General features: G+C 64.0%; 14 protein-coding genes. 5 read left to right on the forward strand and 9 right to left on the reverse strand.

Going from position 1 to position 16,751, the window contains the following annotated elements:
* Positions 1 to 2: 2 nt before the first annotated feature.
* From MSTE_RS19745 to MSTE_RS19770, 6 genes are all read right to left on the reverse strand, one after another.
* Positions 3 to 545: a DUF3558 domain-containing protein gene (locus tag MSTE_RS19745; protein ID WP_096503765.1), complete on the reverse strand. Its 543-nt coding sequence runs from the start codon at positions 543 to 545 to the stop codon at positions 3 to 5.
* Positions 542 to 1,105 carry a DUF3558 domain-containing protein gene (locus tag MSTE_RS19750; protein WP_162291467.1) on the reverse strand — a complete coding sequence of 188 codons (564 nt, stop codon included), beginning with the start codon at positions 1,103 to 1,105 and terminating at the stop codon, positions 542 to 544. Before MSTE_RS19750 ends, MSTE_RS19745 begins: the two co-directional genes overlap by 4 nt.
* A 70-nt stretch (positions 1,106 to 1,175) precedes the next feature.
* Positions 1,176 to 1,943: a crotonase/enoyl-CoA hydratase family protein gene (locus tag MSTE_RS19755; RefSeq protein ID WP_096503767.1), complete on the reverse strand. Its 768-nt coding sequence runs from the start codon at positions 1,941 to 1,943 to the stop codon at positions 1,176 to 1,178.
* Positions 1,940 to 2,683 carry a PaaX family transcriptional regulator C-terminal domain-containing protein gene (locus tag MSTE_RS19760; RefSeq protein WP_096503769.1) on the reverse strand — a complete coding sequence of 248 codons (744 nt, stop codon included), beginning with the start codon at positions 2,681 to 2,683 and terminating at the stop codon, positions 1,940 to 1,942. Before MSTE_RS19760 ends, MSTE_RS19755 begins: the two co-directional genes overlap by 4 nt.
* Before the next feature lie 2 nt (positions 2,684 to 2,685).
* The gene (locus tag MSTE_RS19765; protein ID WP_096506139.1) at positions 2,686 to 3,573 is read right to left on the reverse strand and encodes a crotonase/enoyl-CoA hydratase family protein; all 888 of its coding nucleotides are present in this window, start codon (positions 3,571 to 3,573) and stop codon (positions 2,686 to 2,688) included.
* 21 nt (positions 3,574 to 3,594) lie between these two features.
* Positions 3,595 to 5,229, reverse strand: coding sequence for an acyl-CoA dehydrogenase family protein (locus MSTE_RS19770; RefSeq protein ID WP_096503771.1), 1,635 nt, complete (start codon positions 5,227 to 5,229; stop codon positions 3,595 to 3,597).
* Positions 5,230 to 5,315: 86 nt separating this feature from the next.
* Here MSTE_RS19770 and MSTE_RS19775 point away from each other — a divergent pair, with 86 nt between their 5' ends.
* From MSTE_RS19775 to MSTE_RS19790, 4 genes are all read left to right on the forward strand, one after another.
* Positions 5,316 to 6,020, forward strand: a complete 705-nt coding sequence (locus MSTE_RS19775; protein WP_096503773.1) for a hypothetical protein — start codon at positions 5,316 to 5,318, stop codon at positions 6,018 to 6,020.
* Between the two features lie 66 nt (positions 6,021 to 6,086).
* Positions 6,087 to 6,443 carry an ArsR/SmtB family transcription factor gene (locus MSTE_RS19780; RefSeq protein ID WP_096506141.1) on the forward strand — a complete coding sequence of 119 codons (357 nt, stop codon included), beginning with the start codon at positions 6,087 to 6,089 and terminating at the stop codon, positions 6,441 to 6,443.
* Between the two features lie 3 nt (positions 6,444 to 6,446).
* Positions 6,447 to 6,932 (forward strand): SRPBCC family protein, encoded by a 486-nt coding sequence (locus tag MSTE_RS19785; RefSeq protein ID WP_096503775.1) that lies wholly within the window; start codon positions 6,447 to 6,449, stop codon positions 6,930 to 6,932.
* Between the two features lie 5 nt (positions 6,933 to 6,937).
* Positions 6,938 to 7,228, forward strand: coding sequence for a DUF1905 domain-containing protein (locus tag MSTE_RS19790; RefSeq protein ID WP_096503777.1), 291 nt, complete (start codon positions 6,938 to 6,940; stop codon positions 7,226 to 7,228).
* On the opposite strand, the gene MSTE_RS19795 is transcribed toward MSTE_RS19790, so the two are convergent.
* Positions 7,225 to 8,628: an amino acid permease gene (locus MSTE_RS19795; RefSeq protein WP_096503779.1), complete on the reverse strand. Its 1,404-nt coding sequence runs from the start codon at positions 8,626 to 8,628 to the stop codon at positions 7,225 to 7,227. The two genes, MSTE_RS19790 and MSTE_RS19795, sit on opposite strands and share 4 nt — an antisense overlap.
* Before the next feature lie 136 nt (positions 8,629 to 8,764).
* Here MSTE_RS19795 and MSTE_RS19800 point away from each other — a divergent pair, with 136 nt between their 5' ends.
* Positions 8,765 to 9,190 (forward strand): hypothetical protein, encoded by a 426-nt coding sequence (locus MSTE_RS19800; protein ID WP_231896927.1) that lies wholly within the window; start codon positions 8,765 to 8,767, stop codon positions 9,188 to 9,190.
* A gap of 27 nt (positions 9,191 to 9,217) precedes the next feature.
* Here MSTE_RS19800 and MSTE_RS19805 read toward each other — a convergent pair whose 3' ends face one another.
* Both MSTE_RS19805 and rpoB read right to left on the reverse strand, forming a co-directional pair.
* Positions 9,218 to 13,165 carry a DNA-directed RNA polymerase subunit beta' gene (locus MSTE_RS19805; protein WP_096503781.1) on the reverse strand — a complete coding sequence of 1,316 codons (3,948 nt, stop codon included), beginning with the start codon at positions 13,163 to 13,165 and terminating at the stop codon, positions 9,218 to 9,220.
* 35 nt (positions 13,166 to 13,200) lie between these two features.
* Complete coding sequence (gene rpoB, locus MSTE_RS19810; RefSeq protein WP_096503783.1) at positions 13,201 to 16,716, reverse strand: DNA-directed RNA polymerase subunit beta; 3,516 nt, start codon at positions 16,714 to 16,716, stop codon at positions 13,201 to 13,203.
* Positions 16,717 to 16,751: the final 35 nt, after the last annotated feature.

A 16,751-nucleotide genomic window follows, 5' to 3' on the forward strand; every position in this document is an offset into this window, starting at 1 on the left:
GCTCACAACACCGTCTGCACGATGTGTTCGACCAGTTGGCGCGCCGCCGCGCAGCTATCGCCGCCCTTGCGGTACTGAACCCACCAGGTCAACGAACCGGTACCGGCCGGAACCGTTACCCCGCAGCCCCCACCGGGACCGGTGCTGGTGAACCCCTTGCGGCCGTTGATCGTAATGTCGGCGGTCTTTTGCCCCATGCCGTCGGCAGCGGTGCGATCGCGGTCGACGTCACCACCCTCGTAGTAGGCGTATAAGAGGTCGATGAGATTTCCCGCATCATCGGCCGCGACCCAATAACACAGTGCCCCAAAGAAATTCTGGTAGATCTGGGCAGCCTTGACGGTCTCCACGATCGTTTTCTCATCGAGCGGACCACACTGACCGTTGGCGAAACCGTACGGGTCCAGTTTGTCGTTCTCGCCTCGCTCGTTGGAGTTCAGCGACTCTCCCGGAGCGACGGCGGAACCGTCGACGGTGCGCGCACACCCGGTGGGTCCGACGAGGAGCAGCGCCGCTGCGGCAAGCGCGCCGACAGTCCTTTTCATTGCTTGCCTACCTTGCTGAGCAGTGAGTCCATCAGGGTCTCCACGGCCTTGCACGGGTCGTTCTTGACGTCTCCCGATTGCAGGGACCAATGCAGGAAATCGGGCCCGGATCCCGCGGACAGCTCACACAACCCGACATTGCTCACGCGGTAACCGGGGTAGGACTTGGTGGTCACCGATTCCACCGTGTGCCCCAGGTTTCGCGCGACCGACGCCTCCTTCTGCGCCGAGCTGCCCCGATACCAGTACAGCGACAGAGACGTGTCTCCAGTTCCGGGGCCGGTGGACCACCGGCAGCCCAGCAGGCTGTCCACATCGCGCTTGAGTGCTGGATTACCCACCGCCGCAGTGACTTCCGCGTCCGTCATGCCGCCGCAATCGCCGAGTTTGAAACCCTTACCGGGCCCGTTGTTCACCTCGGGAACCGTGGTCACCTGCACATCGGGCGATCCGCCACCGTCGTCGTCACCGCCGGAGGACCGGGGCGAGCAGCCGGCCAGCAGCACGGCGGCAATAACCAGGGCCGATACCGGAACCATCCGCACACTCACGGTGTCCACAGTACGTCCGCATCCCGTGGGTCTCCCGGAAGTCTGAGTGTGTCGGCGCTACCCCCGGGGCTCAGACCGCTCAGACCCCGGCGCCGTGGCGGCCGGCACCCGAGGCGAAACGACCGGCACCCTCCAGCGCCTCGGCTGCCACCCGCTCGATGCTGACGAACTCGTTGTCCAATGCTGCTTCCTCCGCCATCCCCCACTGCGCGATGGCCGAATCGCGGTCTGCCCGCACGCATTGCTGAGGGAATGCCGCGATCTCCGCCGCCAACGCCTCCGCTGCCGCACGCGCGCGCCCACGAGGTACCACGCGATTGGCCAGACCGATATCCAGAGCCTCAGGTGCGGCAACCGGACGCCCCGTGAGGATGAGGTCCATGGCACGTGAGTGCCCGATCAACCGTGGCAATCTGATCGTCCCGCCATCGATGAGCGGCACACCCCAGCGCCTGCAGAACACACCCAAGACGGCGTCCTCCTCCACCACCCGAAGATCACACCACAACGCGAGCTCGATCCCGCCGGCGACAGCATGCCCCGATATCGCCGCGATCACCGGTTTGGACAACCGCAGCCGTGACGGGCCCATCGGGCCGGGACCGTGCGGGTGCAGTTCATTTCCACTGTCGGTGCCCATGGCCTTGAGATCTGCTCCGGCGCAGAATGTTCCACCATCACCCCAGAGCACCGCCACGGAGGCCTCCGGGTCCGCGTCGAACTCGACGAACGCCGCGAGCAGCGCCGCGGCGGTAGGGCCGTCAACGGCGTTACGGGCGTGGGGGCGGTTGAGGATGACCGTAGTCACCGGCCCTGCCTTCTCTACGCGAACAGCATTCTCACTCATAGGGAAGCCTCCTCCATCTCGGCGTTGTCGCGCAGTGTCACCAGTTCATCCTTGAACTCCCGGTAACGGGAACGTATGTCGTCGGCCGGCCAGTCCGTCGGCAACAACTCATCCGGCAGCACCGGGTCGGCCAGCAGGTGCCGCACCATCGCCGCAGCCAGCACGAATCGCGCAGGAATTGCCTCCGCCTGATCCCACCACCGCAGCAGGGCCGTCGCATAGAGCGACCATCCGGGCAGATCCCACAGCTGGTCGGACAACGCCTCGGGGGTTGCGGTCCGGGTCTGCAACACCCAGACGTGGTCGGTAACCGACGGCGGCAGCTCGATGTCCAGATTGTCTGGACGCAGCCACACACCCTCGCGTAGTTCTCCGAAACGGCTTTGACGCAACGTGGTTCGCAGGTCATTGCGGTCACGAGCATCGCGCCCCACGCTGGTGATCACCAGTTGTGTCCAGTCTCCGTTCCAGGAGCGTCGATGCGGATCGCAGGCCTCGTCCTGCCGAAGCTGACGCGCCTGTAGACGCTCGGCGAGCCGATATCCCGATGTGGTTCGCGCAAGATCTCCCGCGGAGACCATCCGGGTCAGCGCCACCCTTACCGTGGTATCGCTGATTCCGAACAAGGTTGTCAGTGAACGTATTTCCCGTACCGACAGCTCGGCCGGGTGTGCGCCCAGCAACAGGCTCAGGATGACCGAACGAGCGGTCATCGGGTGGTGCTCGACCGGGTTAGTCATCGCTACAGGTCGGTGGGCCTGCGGCCGTAATCACCGAAGGGTTCATCACGATGCCGGACCGCTTGCCGGTAACCGTTCGTCATGGCATCGAGCGTGAACGCGTGAGCCTCCGCGGTGTGCCGGGATATGCCGTCGAAGACGGTGCCCACCATGGCACTGTTGGCGATCCCCTGGTTGATGAGCACCGAGTTGCATGCGAGCTTGACCATCATCAACTGGTTCAACGGCATCGCGGCAATACGCGCTACCAGTCGCTCGGTGCGCTCGTCCAGGTCATCGGGCTCCGGCGCCTCGACCGCCAGACCCCACTCGTAGGCCTGCTTGCCCGATAGGCAATCTCCGGTCAGCATAAGACGTTTCGCCCGCTGATCGCCGAGCTTGTGCGCCCACAGCCCGGTAGCCGGTACACCCCATACCCGGGTGGGCGGGTATCCGATCTTGGCATCGGCAGCGACGATCAACTGGTCGGCATGCAAGGCGATGTCGGTACCACCGGCCACGCAATACCCGTGCACCTTCACCACGGTCGGCTTGTTGGCGTGCAACAGCGAGGAGAAACCGCGGGTGAATCGGCTCATCATCTGATAGTCGAGCATGGGGTCCCAGTTGATGTTCGGCAGATGGTTGCGCAGCTGCACCTCACCATCTAGCGCCGTGCCTGAATACTGTACTGTGCCTTCGTCGTTCGCCTCAGCATAGGCACTGAGGTCGAAGCCCCCGCAGAATCCATCTCCCCGCCCCGACACCAGGATGACGTGAACCTGCGGGTCCAGGTCGGCACGCTCCACCAGTGCCGCCAGCTCCAGTGGGGTCTCGGCGATGATGGCGTTGCCCTGTTCGGGCCGGTTGAAGGTAATGCGCGCGACGCGGTCGGTGACCTCATAGGTCATCGTCTTGAGTGTGTCCACCGGCTAGCTACCCGACTTGACGGTCGCCCGCTCCAGGATCGGCGATAGGTCCAGTCCGGTGGGAAGAGTGCCGAACGCACCACCCCAGTCACCGGCAAGCCGGGTCGCTAGGAATGCCTGGGCGACCGCCGGATGTCCATGGCGGACCAGCAGCGCCCCCTGCAGGGCGAGGCAGATGTCCTCGGCGACCTTGCGGGCACGGTAGGTGACCGAATCCAGATCACCGAGCTGCGAATGCAATCCGTTGATATGACGGTCCAGGCGCTCGTCCTGCCCCTGGGCGAGCGCAAGCTCCTTGAACAGCACCTCGATGCACTCGGGCTTGGTGGCCATGGCGCGCAACGTGTCCAGAGCGCTGACGTTCCCCGACCCTTCCCAGATTCCCATCAGCGGTGCTTCACGATAAAGACGCGGCAGTCCTGAATCCTCGACATACCCGTTGCCACCCAGACATTCCATCGCCTCACCGGCATGTGGGGTTGCCCGCTTACACACCCAATACTTGCTGGCGGCCAAGCCGATTCGGCGCAACAGAGACTCGGTCTCATCACCGCGGGCGGCTCGGTCCGTGGCACCCGCCATCCGCATCGCGACCATGGTGGCGGCCTCCGCTTCGATGGCGAGGTCCGCGAGCACGTTGCGCATGAGTGGCTGATCGATGAGGTACTCACCAAAGGCCTTGCGGTGCTGAGCATGGTGCATGGCCAACGCCACACCGGTGCGCATGCTGGTGGCCGATCCCAGGGTGCAGTCCAGCCGCGTCATGTTCACCATCTCGATGATGGTCTTGACGCCCTTGCCTTCCTCACCGACAAGCCATGCCGTGGCGCCGTCGTACTCGACCTCCGAGGATGCGTTGGAATGGTTGCCGAGCTTGTCCTTCAAGCGCTGCAACCGCATCCGGTTGCGGGTGCCGTCCGGCAGTATCCGCGGCAAGAAGAAACATGACAGGCCGCCGGGCGCCTGGGCGAGCACCAGGAACACGTCGCACATCGGCGCCGAGGTGAACCACTTGTGCCCCACCAGCGTGTAGCTGCCGTCGGCGTTCGATGTGGCTGTGGTGGTGCCCGCACGCACATCCGAGCCGCCCTGCTTCTCGGTCATCGACATACCCGCCGTCAGCCCCGCCTTGGTGGCGGGCACCGAAAGCACCGGGTCGTAGACGCGACTGGACAGCAGCGGCTCGTAAACGGCCGCCAGCTCGGGGTTGGCACGCAGGGCCGGAACCACTGCGTACGTCATGGAGATGGGGCACATGTGGCCTGGATCGGCAGTCCATACGCCGGTCTTCGCGGCGCGCACGACGTGGGTGCCCGGCCGCTCGTCGGCCCACGGTGCCCCATGTAGTCCGTGGGCGACAGCCTCGCGCATGAGCTCGTGATAGGCCGGGTCGAACTCGATTTCATCGACGCGATGGCCCCAACGGTCGTGGGTGTGCAGCACCGGACGATTCCGGTTCGCCAGCTCGCCGGCGCGCTGCATGCGGTCGGTGCCGTTGAGGGCACCGACCTCGAGAACCTCGTCGACACCCCACTGACCGCCCTCTCGAATAAGGGCTTCCATCAGCACGGGGCTGGTCGCGGCGTTGTAGTCGCGCAGAGCGGGGACCTGATTGGTGACGACATGCGTATCGGCCATGCATCCAGTGTTACATTTCTACGACAACCGCACAAGATTTGTTCACATGCCGTTCGGCCCGCCTCTGGTGCGCTAGAAAGAAGAGCGTGGAGAAGGTCGTCTTCGTGCTGCGCCAACCGTCCGACGTCGCCACCGATGAGTGGTCCGAGCAGCTACGCACGGCCGTTGTCGACAAGATCCGGGCCGCGGGCGTGCATGGCCTGACCGTGTGCGTGCATGACGCCGCGGTGCGTGCCGCGAGCCTGCGCCTGGTAACCCTGGACCCACCCTTCGCCGCCGCCGTCAGCGTGTGGGTTCAGCAGTCATACGGTCCCGCGATACGCGAGATCGAGACAATCCTCGCCGCGGCGTCGGCCTATGCGCACGGATATCTGGTGACGGAGTCGGTGCCGCTGCCGGCTCCCGAGCCCGAACCGGGATCGCGGTCAACGGGTTTCACCAACATCGCATTGCTGCGCAAGCCCACCGATATGCCCTTCGACGCCTGGCGCCAACAATGGCAGGGCGCGCATACCCACAACGCACTCGAGCTGCAGTCGACCATCGGCTACGAACAGAACCTGGTCGTACGCGCCGTCACCGCCGACGCACCCGCGATCTCGGCCGTGGTCTTCGAGCAGTTCCCCGCGGCAGCCCTCACCGACCCGCTGGCCTGGTACGGCGCCACGGATCAACAACAGCTGGGCCAACGCGCGATGGCCATGCTGGAAAGTGTCAAAGCCTTTGGAGCCCATATCAATATCGACACCGTAGCCACCAGTCGATACGACGTGATTCGCCCGTTCTCCTGACAGCCGTCGCAACTCCGGCGCCATCAAACTATTGACATACAACCAAACGGTTGTAGATTGGAGATCGTGACCGACTCGGATGAGGACAGGGCTGACGCCATGTTCCATGCACTCTCCGACCGCACCCGACGCGACATCCTGCGGCGAGTACTGGCCGGTGAGCACTCGGTCTCGACGCTTGCGGCGAACTACGACATGAGTTTTGCCGCAGTGCAGAAGCACGTCGCCGTGCTGGAAAAAGCCGGACTGCTCACAAAAAGACGTAACGGTCGCGAGCAGCTGGCCAGCGGCGATGTGGAAGCGGTTCGCTCGGTCGGCAGCATGCTCACCGAGCTTGAGCAGTTCTGGCGCGGCAGGATCGCCCGCATCGACGAACTCATTGCATTCCCATCACCGACGCTCGAGACACCACATAAGGACTGAATCATGCCCGTCACCAACGTCACTCATGATATCGACACCCTGACCATCACCATCGACGCGGAGTTCGAAGCGCCGATCAGCCGGATCTGGCAGATCTACGCCGACCCGCGTCAACTCGAAAAGGTATGGGGCCCACCAAGCCATCCGGCCACGTTCGTCGACCATGACTTCACGCCGGGCGGCCGGGTGAATTACTACATGACCGGACCGGATGGCGCACGGTATGCGGGCTGGTGGGAGCTCACGACAATCGATGAACCGAACAGCTTCGCGTTCAGGGATGGCTTCTCCGACGAAGATCTGAATCCGGTGGACAACATGCCTGTCTCGACGAACGTCTACACCTTCGTCGAAAAGGACGGCCGCACCTTGGCGACCTACGTCAGCACGTTTGAGACTGCCGAGGCGCTGCAACAGGTGCTGGACATGGGCGTCATCGAAGGTGCCTCGTCGGCGATCAACCAAATCGACGACCTCATCGGTTCGTAAGCGCCATGGTGCACTACCGCGACCCGGGCACCATCACCTTCGAGGCGACGATCGAGCAGCCCGAGGGCCCCGGCGCCTACGTCGAGTTCCCACTCTCCGCCGTCGACACCTTCGGAGTGAAGGTCAGGGTGCCGGTGTGCGTCGTGTTCGACGGCTCGGTGACCTACACGGGCTCGCTGGCACCGTATGGCGGCAGGCACCTGCTCGGGGTGCGCAAGGACATTCAGAAACAGCTGAACAAGGGGCCCGGAGACCGAGTGCGCGTCGAGGTCAGACTCGACACCGACCGCGCTTAAGCGTCTTGTTTTTCGCGCTGTACCGGCTCTCCGTGGTGTACGAAGTACCCGAGCACCACGATCGCGAACCACACCAGGCCCACCAGGATCGCGGTACGGCCGTCCTCCGTGAAGAACAGCAGCACCACGACCAGCGCAAGGAAGGCCAGCGCCAAGAAATTCGTCACCGGCGCCCCCGGCAGCCTGTAATCCGAGGCAGGCAGTTCTCCCGCCGCGACCCGCTTCCGGTAAATCAAGTGGGACACCAAGATTGAGCCCCAGACGAAGATGATGCCAATGGTCGATACCGACGTGATGTAGGCAAACGCCTTGTCCGGTGATAGCCAGTTGACGAATACGCCGATGCCCATGGCCAGAGCGGAGAAGCAGATGGCCAACATCGGGACGTGCCGTGAACTCAGCGACTGCAAACCCACCGGGGCGTCGCCGCGTTGCGCCAGGCTGCGCACCATCCGGCCCGTGGAGTAGATACCCGAGTTGCAGGAGGACAGGGCGGCCGTGAGCAGGATGAAGTTCACGATGTTCGCCGCCTGCGGAATGTTCAGGTACTCGAACACCGCGACGAAGGGGCTCTCGCCCTTGTGGTAGTTCCGCCAGCCCTGAATCGACAGGATGACAATCAGCGCGCCCACGTAAAACAGCCCGATGCGGAACGGCAGCGTATTAATCGCCTTGCGCAGGGTGACTTTCGGGTTCTCGGCCTCCCCCGCCGTCACACCCACGAGCTCAACACCGACATAGGCGAACACGACGATCTGCAAGCTCAGTAGCGCCTGGCTGAATCCGGTCGGGAAGAACCCGCCGTCGTTCCACAGATTGGCGACAGTGGGGCCCGATTCCGGTCCGAGGCCCGCAATGGGAAGCAGCACACCGATACCGATGATGATCATGCCGACGATCGCCGTCACCTTGATCATCGAGAACCAGAACTCGGCCTCGCCGAAGATCTTCACCGATATCAGGTTGGCCGCGAACAGGATCAGCAGAACAGCCAGCGCGGTGACCCATTGCGGGATGCCGGGCCACCACCTCTGGATGTAGACCCCGGCGACGGTAATCTCCGCCATACACGTGGTGGCCCACACCGCCCAGTACGTCCAGCCGTTGGCGAATCCGGCGAAGCGTCCCATGAACTCTTCGGCGTATTCGGAGATACTGCCCGACACAGGCCGATAGACCAACAGTTCACCGAGTGCCCGCATGATCACGAAGATGGCCAGGCCTGCCACCAGGTACGCCAAGATGAGCGCCGGACCGGCCTTCTCGATAGCACCACCGGCGCCATAGAAGAGGCCGGTGCCGATCGCACCGCCGATCGCGATCATCTGCACCGTGCGTGCGGATAGGCCACGTGAGTAACCGGCGTCGGGCGTCTCGGATTCGGAATTGGCAACGGTCATCCGGACATCATTGCGTGAGTAGACACTTATTGCACGGGAAACTCGGACACACCGTCCACAACTCGCGTGGAATTGCGTGGCCTGGCTAGGTATTTATGCGCTGAACCGACTTCTCTTACGTCCATAGGCTTCTGGCATGCTCAACCAACAGTTCATCGGACGCGTGGCATTGCCGATATTCGCCGCGGCGCTTCCGTTCATGATCATCGCCGGACAACTCGGTCTGGGCATTTGTCGCTGGTGGATCGTCTACGGCACCGCAACCATGGCGGCTGCCCTGATGGGCATCACCACGTTCGGCATGTGCAATTCCAACGGCCCTGGGGTCGCGGTCAGTCGGCCCTGGGCGCTCTTTTGGATAAGCCTGGCGGTGCTCACCGCGGTGCAGGGCTTCTTCTACGCGCAGTTCCGTCATCAGTGCCCGGTAGCCGGGCCGATCATCGCGATCGACGCGTTCCTCGAATGGCTCATCGCACCCGTGGTTCTCGTCGTCGTGGCCGGGAGTGCATTCCGGCGCGCGTGGACCGCCGCGCGGCGAAATGGAAAGGCCCCCGGGGTGTAACCCGGGGGCCCTTCTCGTGCTTGCGATCTAGCGGTAGTCGCTGTATCCGTAGTCGTCCAGCGGCACCGCAGCACCGGTGTTGGAACCGAAGTCGGGGCTGTAGTACTGATCCTCGTACGACGGGATCGTGTACGCGGCGGCCCGCGCCTCTTCGGTCGGTTGCACCGAAATGTTGCGGTAGCGGTTGATACCGGTACCAGCCGGGATCAACTTACCGATGATGACGTTCTCCTTCAGACCATTCAGTCTGTCGCTGCGGCAGTTGATAGCCGCATCGGTCAGCACGCGAGTGGTCTCCTGGAAGGACGCAGCCGACAGCCACGAGTCGGTGGCCAGCGATGCCTTGGTGATACCCATCAGCACCGGACGGCCGGCCGCGGGCTCGTTGCCCTCGGCCACCACGCGACGGTTCGCGGTCTCGAACTCGCCACGCTCGGTCAGCGAGCCGGGCAGGAATTCCGTTGCGCCCGAGTCGATGATCGTCACGCGGCGCAGCATCTGGCGCACGATGACCTCGATGTGCTTGTCGTGGATCGACACACCCTGGCTGCGGTACACCTCCTGGACCTCGTTGACCAGGTGCACCTGCACCTGACGCGGACCCATGACACGGAGCACCTCGTGCGGATCGGCCGCACCCTCCATGAGCTGCTGGCCGACCTCGACGTGGTCGCCGTCGGCCAGTGGACGCTCCGAACCGTCCTCGTGCTTGAAGACGCGCAGGCGCTGACGCTTGGAGAGCTTGTCGTAGACAACTTCCTCGCCACCGTCATCCGGGATGATGGTGATCTTGTAGAAGCGCTCGCCCTCTTCCAGGCGAACCCGTCCGGTGACATCGGCAATCGGCGCCTTGCCCTTAGGAACTCGCGCCTCGAACAGCTCGGTGACACGCGGCAAACCACCGGTGATGTCGTCACCGACGCCACCCTGGTGGAAGGTACGCATGGTCAGCTGCGTACCGGGCTCACCGATGGACTGTGCGGCCACGATGCCCGCCGCCTCACCGATGTCGACGAGCTTGCCGGTCGCCATCGAGCGGCCGTAGCACATCGCGCAGACCCCGGTGCCGGTGGTGCAGGTGAGCACCGACCGCACCTTGACCGTGGTAACACCCGCGGCGAGAAGCTTCTCGATCGCCGGGTCACCCAGGTCGTGTCCACGCTCCACCAGCACGTTGCCATCGGCATCTACCGCGTCAGCGGCGAGAGTCCGTGCGTACGCAGAGGTTTCGATGTGCGCGTCGCGGATCAGCGTGCCGTCGTCCTGCTTCTCGGCGATGGTCACGTTGATGCCACGCTCGGTACCGCAGTCGTGCTCGCGGACGATGACGTCCTGCGAGACGTCCACCAGACGACGGGTCAGGTAACCCGAGTCAGCGGTACGAAGCGCGGTGTCCGCCAGACCCTTACGGGCGCCGTGCGTGTTGATGAAGTACTCCAGAACGGTCAGGCCCTCACGGAACGAGGACTTGATCGGCCGCGGGATGTACTCACCCTTCGGGTTGGTCACCAGACCCTTCATGCCCGCCAGGTTGCGCACCTGAGTCATGTTTCCGGTCGCGCCGGACTTGGGCAGCAAGGTGATCGGGTTGTCGGCCGGGTAGTGCTCCTCCAGCGCCTTACCGACCTCGTCGGTGGCTTCCTGCCAGATCTTGACCAGCGCGTCGCGACGCTCCTGGTTGTTCAAAGCACCACGCTGGTACTGCTTTTCGATCCGCTCCGCTTCCTTCTCGTAGCGGTCCAGAATCTCCGCCTTCTGCGGCGGCACCAGCACGTCGGCCATCGAGACCGTGACACCCGAGCGCGTGGCCCAGTGGAAACCGGCGTCCTTGAGCTTGTCGACGGTCTGCGCAACCACGATCATCGGGAACCGCTCGGCGAGGTCGTTGATGATCGCCGACTGCACCTTCTTGTGCATCTGCTTGTTCACGAACGGGTACCCGTGGGGCAGCAGCTCGTTGAACAGCACGCGGCCCAGCGTGGTCTCGGCGACCCAGGCATCGCCTGGCTGCCAACCGTTTTCGAACAGCGCGGCCTCAACCTCGGCCGGCGGACGCTGCTGCGTCAGCCGGACCCGGATCGGCGCACGCACGCTCAGCGCGCCACGGTCCAGGGCCATGATGGCCTCGGCGGGCGAGCTGTACACACCGGTCTCCGGCTGGTCCTTGGCGGCCGGGGCATGCGCACCGGTATCGCCGGGGACCTCGGTGGTCAGGAAGTACAGACCGGTCACCATGTCCAGACGCGGCATGGCCAGCGGGCGGCCCGACGCGGGCGACAGGATGTTGTTCGAGGACAGCATCAGGATGCGAGCCTCGGCCTGCGCCTCTGCCGACAGCGGCAGGTGCACGGCCATCTGGTCACCGTCGAAGTCGGCGTTGAACGCCTCACACACCAGCGGGTGCAGCTGAATTGCCTTGCCTTCCACCAGCTGCGGCTCGAAGGCCTGGATACCCAGGCGGTGCAGCGTTGGTGCACGGTTCAGCAGCACCGGATGCTCGGCGATGACCTCTTCGAGGACATCCCACACCTGAGCGCGCTGACGCTCCACCATGCGCTTGGCGCTCTTGATGTTCTGCGCGTGGTTCAGGTCGACCAGACGCTTCATCACGAAGGGCTTGAACAGCTCAAGAGCCATCAGCTTCGGCAGACCACACTGATGCAGCTTGAGCTGCGGGCCGACCACGATGACCGAACGGCCCGAGTAGTCGACGCGCTTACCGAGCAGGTTCTGACGGAACCGACCCTGCTTACCCTTGAGCAGATCCGACAGCGACTTCAGCGGACGGTTACCCGGTCCGGTGACCGGACGTCCACGACGGCCGTTGTCGAACAGCGCATCCACGGACTCCTGCAGCATCCGCTTCTCGTTGTTGACGATGATCTCGGGCGCACCCAGATCGATCAGTCGCTTGAGGCGGTTGTTGCGGTTGATCACGCGGCGGTACAGGTCGTTCAGGTCGGAGGTCGCGAAACGGCCACCGTCGAGCTGAACCATCGGACGCAGCTCCGGCGGGATCACCGGTACCGCGTCGAGCACCATGCCACCGGGGCTGTTGGTGGAGTTCTGGAACGCTGCCACCACCTTCAGGCGCTTGAGGGCGCGAAGCTTCTTCTGCCCCTTGCCACTGCGGATGGTCTCGCGCAGGTTCTCGGCCTCGGCATCGAGATCGAAGGTCTGAATGAGCTTCTGCACGGCCTCGGCACCCATGGCACCGGTGAAGTACTCGCCGTAACGGTCGACGATCTCGCGGTAGAGCACCTCATCGACGATCAGCTGCTTGGGAGCCAGCTTGGTGAAGGTGGTCCAGATTTCGTCGAGCCGGTCCAGCTCACGCTGCGACCGATCGCGAAGCTGACGCATCTCGCGCTCGCCGCCGTCGCGCACCTTGCGGCGCACGTCGGACTTGGCACCCTCGGCCTCGAGCTCGGCCAGGTCGGCTTCGAGCTTCTGGGCGCGGGCCTCCAGGTCGGCATCGCGTTGATCTGCGACAGCCTTCTTCTCGACCTCCATCTCGGCCTCGAGCGTCGAGAGCTCGTTGTGGCGCAGCTCGTCGTCGACGGCGGTGATGACGTAGGCGGCGAAGTAGATGATCTTTTCCAGATCCTTCGGCGCCAGGTCGAGCAGGTATCCGAGACGCGACGGAACACCCTTGAAGTACCAGATGTGCGTGACCGGGGCGGCCAGTTCGATGTGGCCCATCCGCTCACGGCGCACCTTGGCGCGAGTTACCTCGACGCCGCAGCGCTCGCAGATGATGCCCTTGAAGCGCACGCGCTTGTACTTGCCGCAGTAGCACTCCCAGTCGCGAGTAGGTCCGAAGATCTTCTCGCAGAACAGGCCGTCCTTCTCAGGCTTGAGCGTGCGGTAGTTGATGGTCTCCGGCTTCTTGACTTCGCCAAAGGACCAGTTACGGATGTCATCCGCCGACGCGAGGCCGATACGGAGTTCATCGAAGAAGTTGACGTCGAGCACGTAAACTCCCTTTCCCCTTGCGGGATAGAATTCGGTTAGGCGAAGTCCTCAATGGACGCAGATTCGTTGCGGGACAGGTTGATTCCCAGGTTCGCGGCAGCGCGCTCCAGGTCCTCGTCATCGCCATCGCGCATTTCGATGGTGGTGCCTTCCTTGGAAAGCACCTCCACGTTCAGGCACAGCGACTGGAGTTCCTTGAGCAGAACCTTGAACGACTCCGGGATCCCCGGCTCGGGGATGTTCTCGCCCTTGACGATCGCCTCGTAGACCTTCACACGACCGACGGTGTCGTCGGACTTGATGGTCAACAGCTCCTGCAGCGTGTATGCCGCACCGTAGGCCTGCATGGCCCAGCACTCCATCTCACCGAATCGCTGACCACCGAACTGCGCCTTACCACCGAGCGGCTGCTGGGTGATCATCGAGTACGGCCCGGTCGAACGCGCGTGAATCTTGTCGTCGACCAAGTGGTGCAGCTTCAGGATGTACATGTAGCCGACTGTCACCGGGTACGGGAACGGCTCGCCGCTACGGCCGTCGAACAGCCGTGCCTTGCCGTCACCGTCCACCATGACCTCGCCGTCCCGGTTGGGCAGCGTCGAGGACAGCAGTCCGGTCAGCTCCTCCTCGCGGGCACCGTCGAACACCGGGGTGGCCGTGCGGGTGTCGGCCGGGGCCGACTGCAGATCCTCGGGGAGGTTCTGCGCCCACTCGGGGTTGCCCTCGATGTTCCAGCCGGTCTTGGCCACCCACCCCAGGTGGGTCTCCAGGATCTGGCCGATGTTCATACGACGCGGCACACCGTGCGTGTTCAGGATGACGTCGACTGGGGTGCCATCGGGCAGGAACGGCATGTCCTCGACGGGCAGGATCTTGCCGATGACGCCCTTGTTGCCGTGGCGTCCGGCCAGCTTGTCACCGTCGGAGATCTTGCGCTTCTGCGCGACGTACACGCGAACGAGCTCGTTCACGCCGGCGGGCAGATCGTCGTCGTCATCACGCGAGAAGACACGGATACCGATGACCTTGCCGGACTCACCGTGGGGCACCTTCAAGGAGGTGTCGCGAACCTCGCGGGCCTTCTCACCGAAGATGGCACGCAGCAGGCGCTCCTCGGGGGTCAGCTCGGTCTCGCCCTTCGGGGTGACCTTGCCGACGAGGATGTCGCCGTCGCGAACCTCGGCGCCGATGCGGACGATGCCGCGCTCGTCGAGGTCTGCCAGCACCTCATCGGAGACGTTCGGGATATCCCGAGTGATCTCCTCGGCGCCCAGCTTGGTGTCGCGCGCATCGATTTCGTGCTCTTCGATGTGAATCGAGGTGAGCACGTCCTCTTCCACCAGACGGTTGGACAGGATGATGGCGTCCTCGTAGTTGTGGCCTTCCCACGGCATGATCGCCACAAGCAGGTTCTTACCGAGGGCCATTTCGCCGTTCTCGGTGCAAGGACCGTCGGCGATGACCTGACCGATCTCGACCCGCTGACCTTCGTCCACAATCGGGCGCTGATTGGCACAGGTGCCGTGGTTGGAACGGGCGAACTTGCGCAACCGGTAGCTCTGCCGGGTGGCGTCGTCTGCCATCACGGTGACGTAGTCGGCGGACACCTCTTCGATGACACCGGCCTTCTCCGCGACGACGACGTCGCCGGCGTCGATGGCAGCGCGCAGCTCCATACCGGTACCGACCAGCGGGGCCTCGCTACGCACCAGCGGAACCGCCTGGCGCTGCATGTTGGCACCCATCAGGGCACGGTTGGCGTCGTCGTGCTCCAGGAACGGGATCATCGCGGTCGCGACCGACACCATCTGGCGCGGCGAGACGTCCATGTAGTCGACGCCCGTCGACGGCACGAACTCGACCTCGCCACCCTTACGGCGCACCAGGACGCGCTCCTCGGTGAAGCGGCCCTTCTCATCGGTCGGCGAGTTGGCCTGCGCCACCACGTGGCGGTCCTCTTCGTCGGCGGTCAGGTAGCGGATCTCGTCGGTGACGACACCCTCGACCACCTTGCGGTACGGCGTCTCGATGAAGCCGAACGGGTTAACCCGCGCGTACACCGACAGCGAGCCGATCAGGCCGATGTTCGGGCCTTCCGGGGTCTCGATCGGGCACATGCGGCCGTAGTGCGAGGGGTGCACGTCGCGGACCTCAAGACCAGCGCGGTCACGGGTCAGACCACCCGGGCCCAGCGCCGACAGACGACGCTTGTGGGTCAGACCCGACAGCGGGTTGTTCTGGTCCATGAACTGCGAGAGCTGGCTGGTTCCGAAGAACTCCTTGATCGCCGCCACGACGGGACGGATGTTGATCAGGGTCTGCGGAGTGATCGCCTCGACGTCCTGAGTGGTCATGCGCTCGCGCACGACGCGCTCCATACGCGACAGGCCGACCCGGATCTGGTTCTGGATCAGCTCGCCGACAGTACGCAGACGACGGTTACCGAAGTGGTCGATGTCGTCGACCTCGACGGGGACCTCGAGACCGCCGGGGGCGGTCATCGTGGTCTGACCCTCGTGCAGACGCACCAGGTACTCGATGGTGGCGACGACGTCTTCCTCGGTGAGCGTGGTGGCAGTCACCAGGGCCGGGTTGGCACCGCCAAGACCCAGCTTCTTATTCACCTTGTACCGGCCCACGCGGGCCAGGTCGTAGCGCTTCTCCTTGAAGAACAGGTTCTCCAGCAGGGCCTGCGCGGACTCCTTGGTCGGCGGCTCGCCCGGACGCAGCTTGCGGTAGATGTCCAGCAGCGCCTCATCGGGACCGGCGATGTTGTCCTTCTCCAGGGTCCCCATCATGATCTCGGAGAACCCGAAACGCTCGACGATCTGCTCGTTCGTCCAGCCGAGCGCCTTCAGCAGCACGGTGACGGGCTGACGACGCTTGCGATCGATGCGCACACCCACGGTGTCGCGCTTGTCGACATCGAACTCGAGCCATGCACCACGGCCGGGGATGACCTTGACGCTGTGCAGGGTCTTCTCGGTCGACTTGTCGATGTTCTCGTCGAAGTAGACGCCGGGCGAACGGACGAGCTGCGACACGACGACGCGCTCGGTGCCGTTGATGATGAAGGTGCCCATCTCGGTCATCATCGGGAAATCACCCATGAAGACCGTCTGGCTCTTGATCTCGCCGGTGTTGTTGTTGATGAACTCGGCCGTGACGAACAGCGGAGCCGCGTACGTCATGTCCTTGTCTTTGCACTCGTCGACGGGTGCCTTGACCTCGTCGAAGCGCGGGTCGCTGAAGGACAGCGACATCGAGCCGGAGAAGTCCTCGATCGGCGAGAGCTCCGTGAGGATCTCCTCAAGGCCGCCGGTCGGGTTCACCTCACCGCGAGCAGTCGCAACCTCACGCCAACGGGGTGAACCAACCAGCCATTCAAAAGAATCCGTCTGCACATCCAGCAGGCCGGGAACCGCGAGCGGTTCACGCAGCTTGGCGAAGGAAAGTCGGCTAGGGGCCCCGGGTACGGAGTTAGTAGTTGCGTTATCGGTCTTAGTCTGGCGAGAGACTGCCAAGATCGGTCCTCCAGTGTTGCCGCGCATCTGCGTTGTTTTGCGCAAGCAACGACCAAACACAC

Source organism: [Mycobacterium] stephanolepidis (assembly GCF_002356335.1).
GTDB lineage: Bacteria > Actinomycetota > Actinomycetes > Mycobacteriales > Mycobacteriaceae > Mycobacterium > Mycobacterium stephanolepidis.

Coding starts and splice junctions, on each gene's coding strand:
- MSTE_RS19800 (WP_231896927.1), top strand. CDS start 8,765: ATGCTCAACCAACAGTTCATCGGACGCGTGGCATTGCCGATATTCGCC.
- MSTE_RS19785 (WP_096503775.1), top strand. CDS start 6,447: ATGCCCGTCACCAACGTCACTCATGATATCGACACCCTGACCATCACC.
- MSTE_RS19790 (WP_096503777.1), top strand. CDS start 6,938: ATGGTGCACTACCGCGACCCGGGCACCATCACCTTCGAGGCGACGATC.
- MSTE_RS19760 (WP_096503769.1), bottom strand. CDS start 2,683: ATGACTAACCCGGTCGAGCACCACCCGATGACCGCTCGTTCGGTCATC.
- MSTE_RS19770 (WP_096503771.1), bottom strand. CDS start 5,229: ATGGCCGATACGCATGTCGTCACCAATCAGGTCCCCGCTCTGCGCGAC.
- MSTE_RS19795 (WP_096503779.1), bottom strand. CDS start 8,628: ATGACCGTTGCCAATTCCGAATCCGAGACGCCCGACGCCGGTTACTCA.
- MSTE_RS19755 (WP_096503767.1), bottom strand. CDS start 1,943: ATGAGTGAGAATGCTGTTCGCGTAGAGAAGGCAGGGCCGGTGACTACG.
- MSTE_RS19745 (WP_096503765.1), bottom strand. CDS start 545: ATGAAAAGGACTGTCGGCGCGCTTGCCGCAGCGGCGCTGCTCCTCGTC.
- rpoB (WP_096503783.1), bottom strand. CDS start 16,716: ATGCGCGGCAACACTGGAGGACCGATCTTGGCAGTCTCTCGCCAGACT.
- MSTE_RS19765 (WP_096506139.1), bottom strand. CDS start 3,573: ATGACCTATGAGGTCACCGACCGCGTCGCGCGCATTACCTTCAACCGG.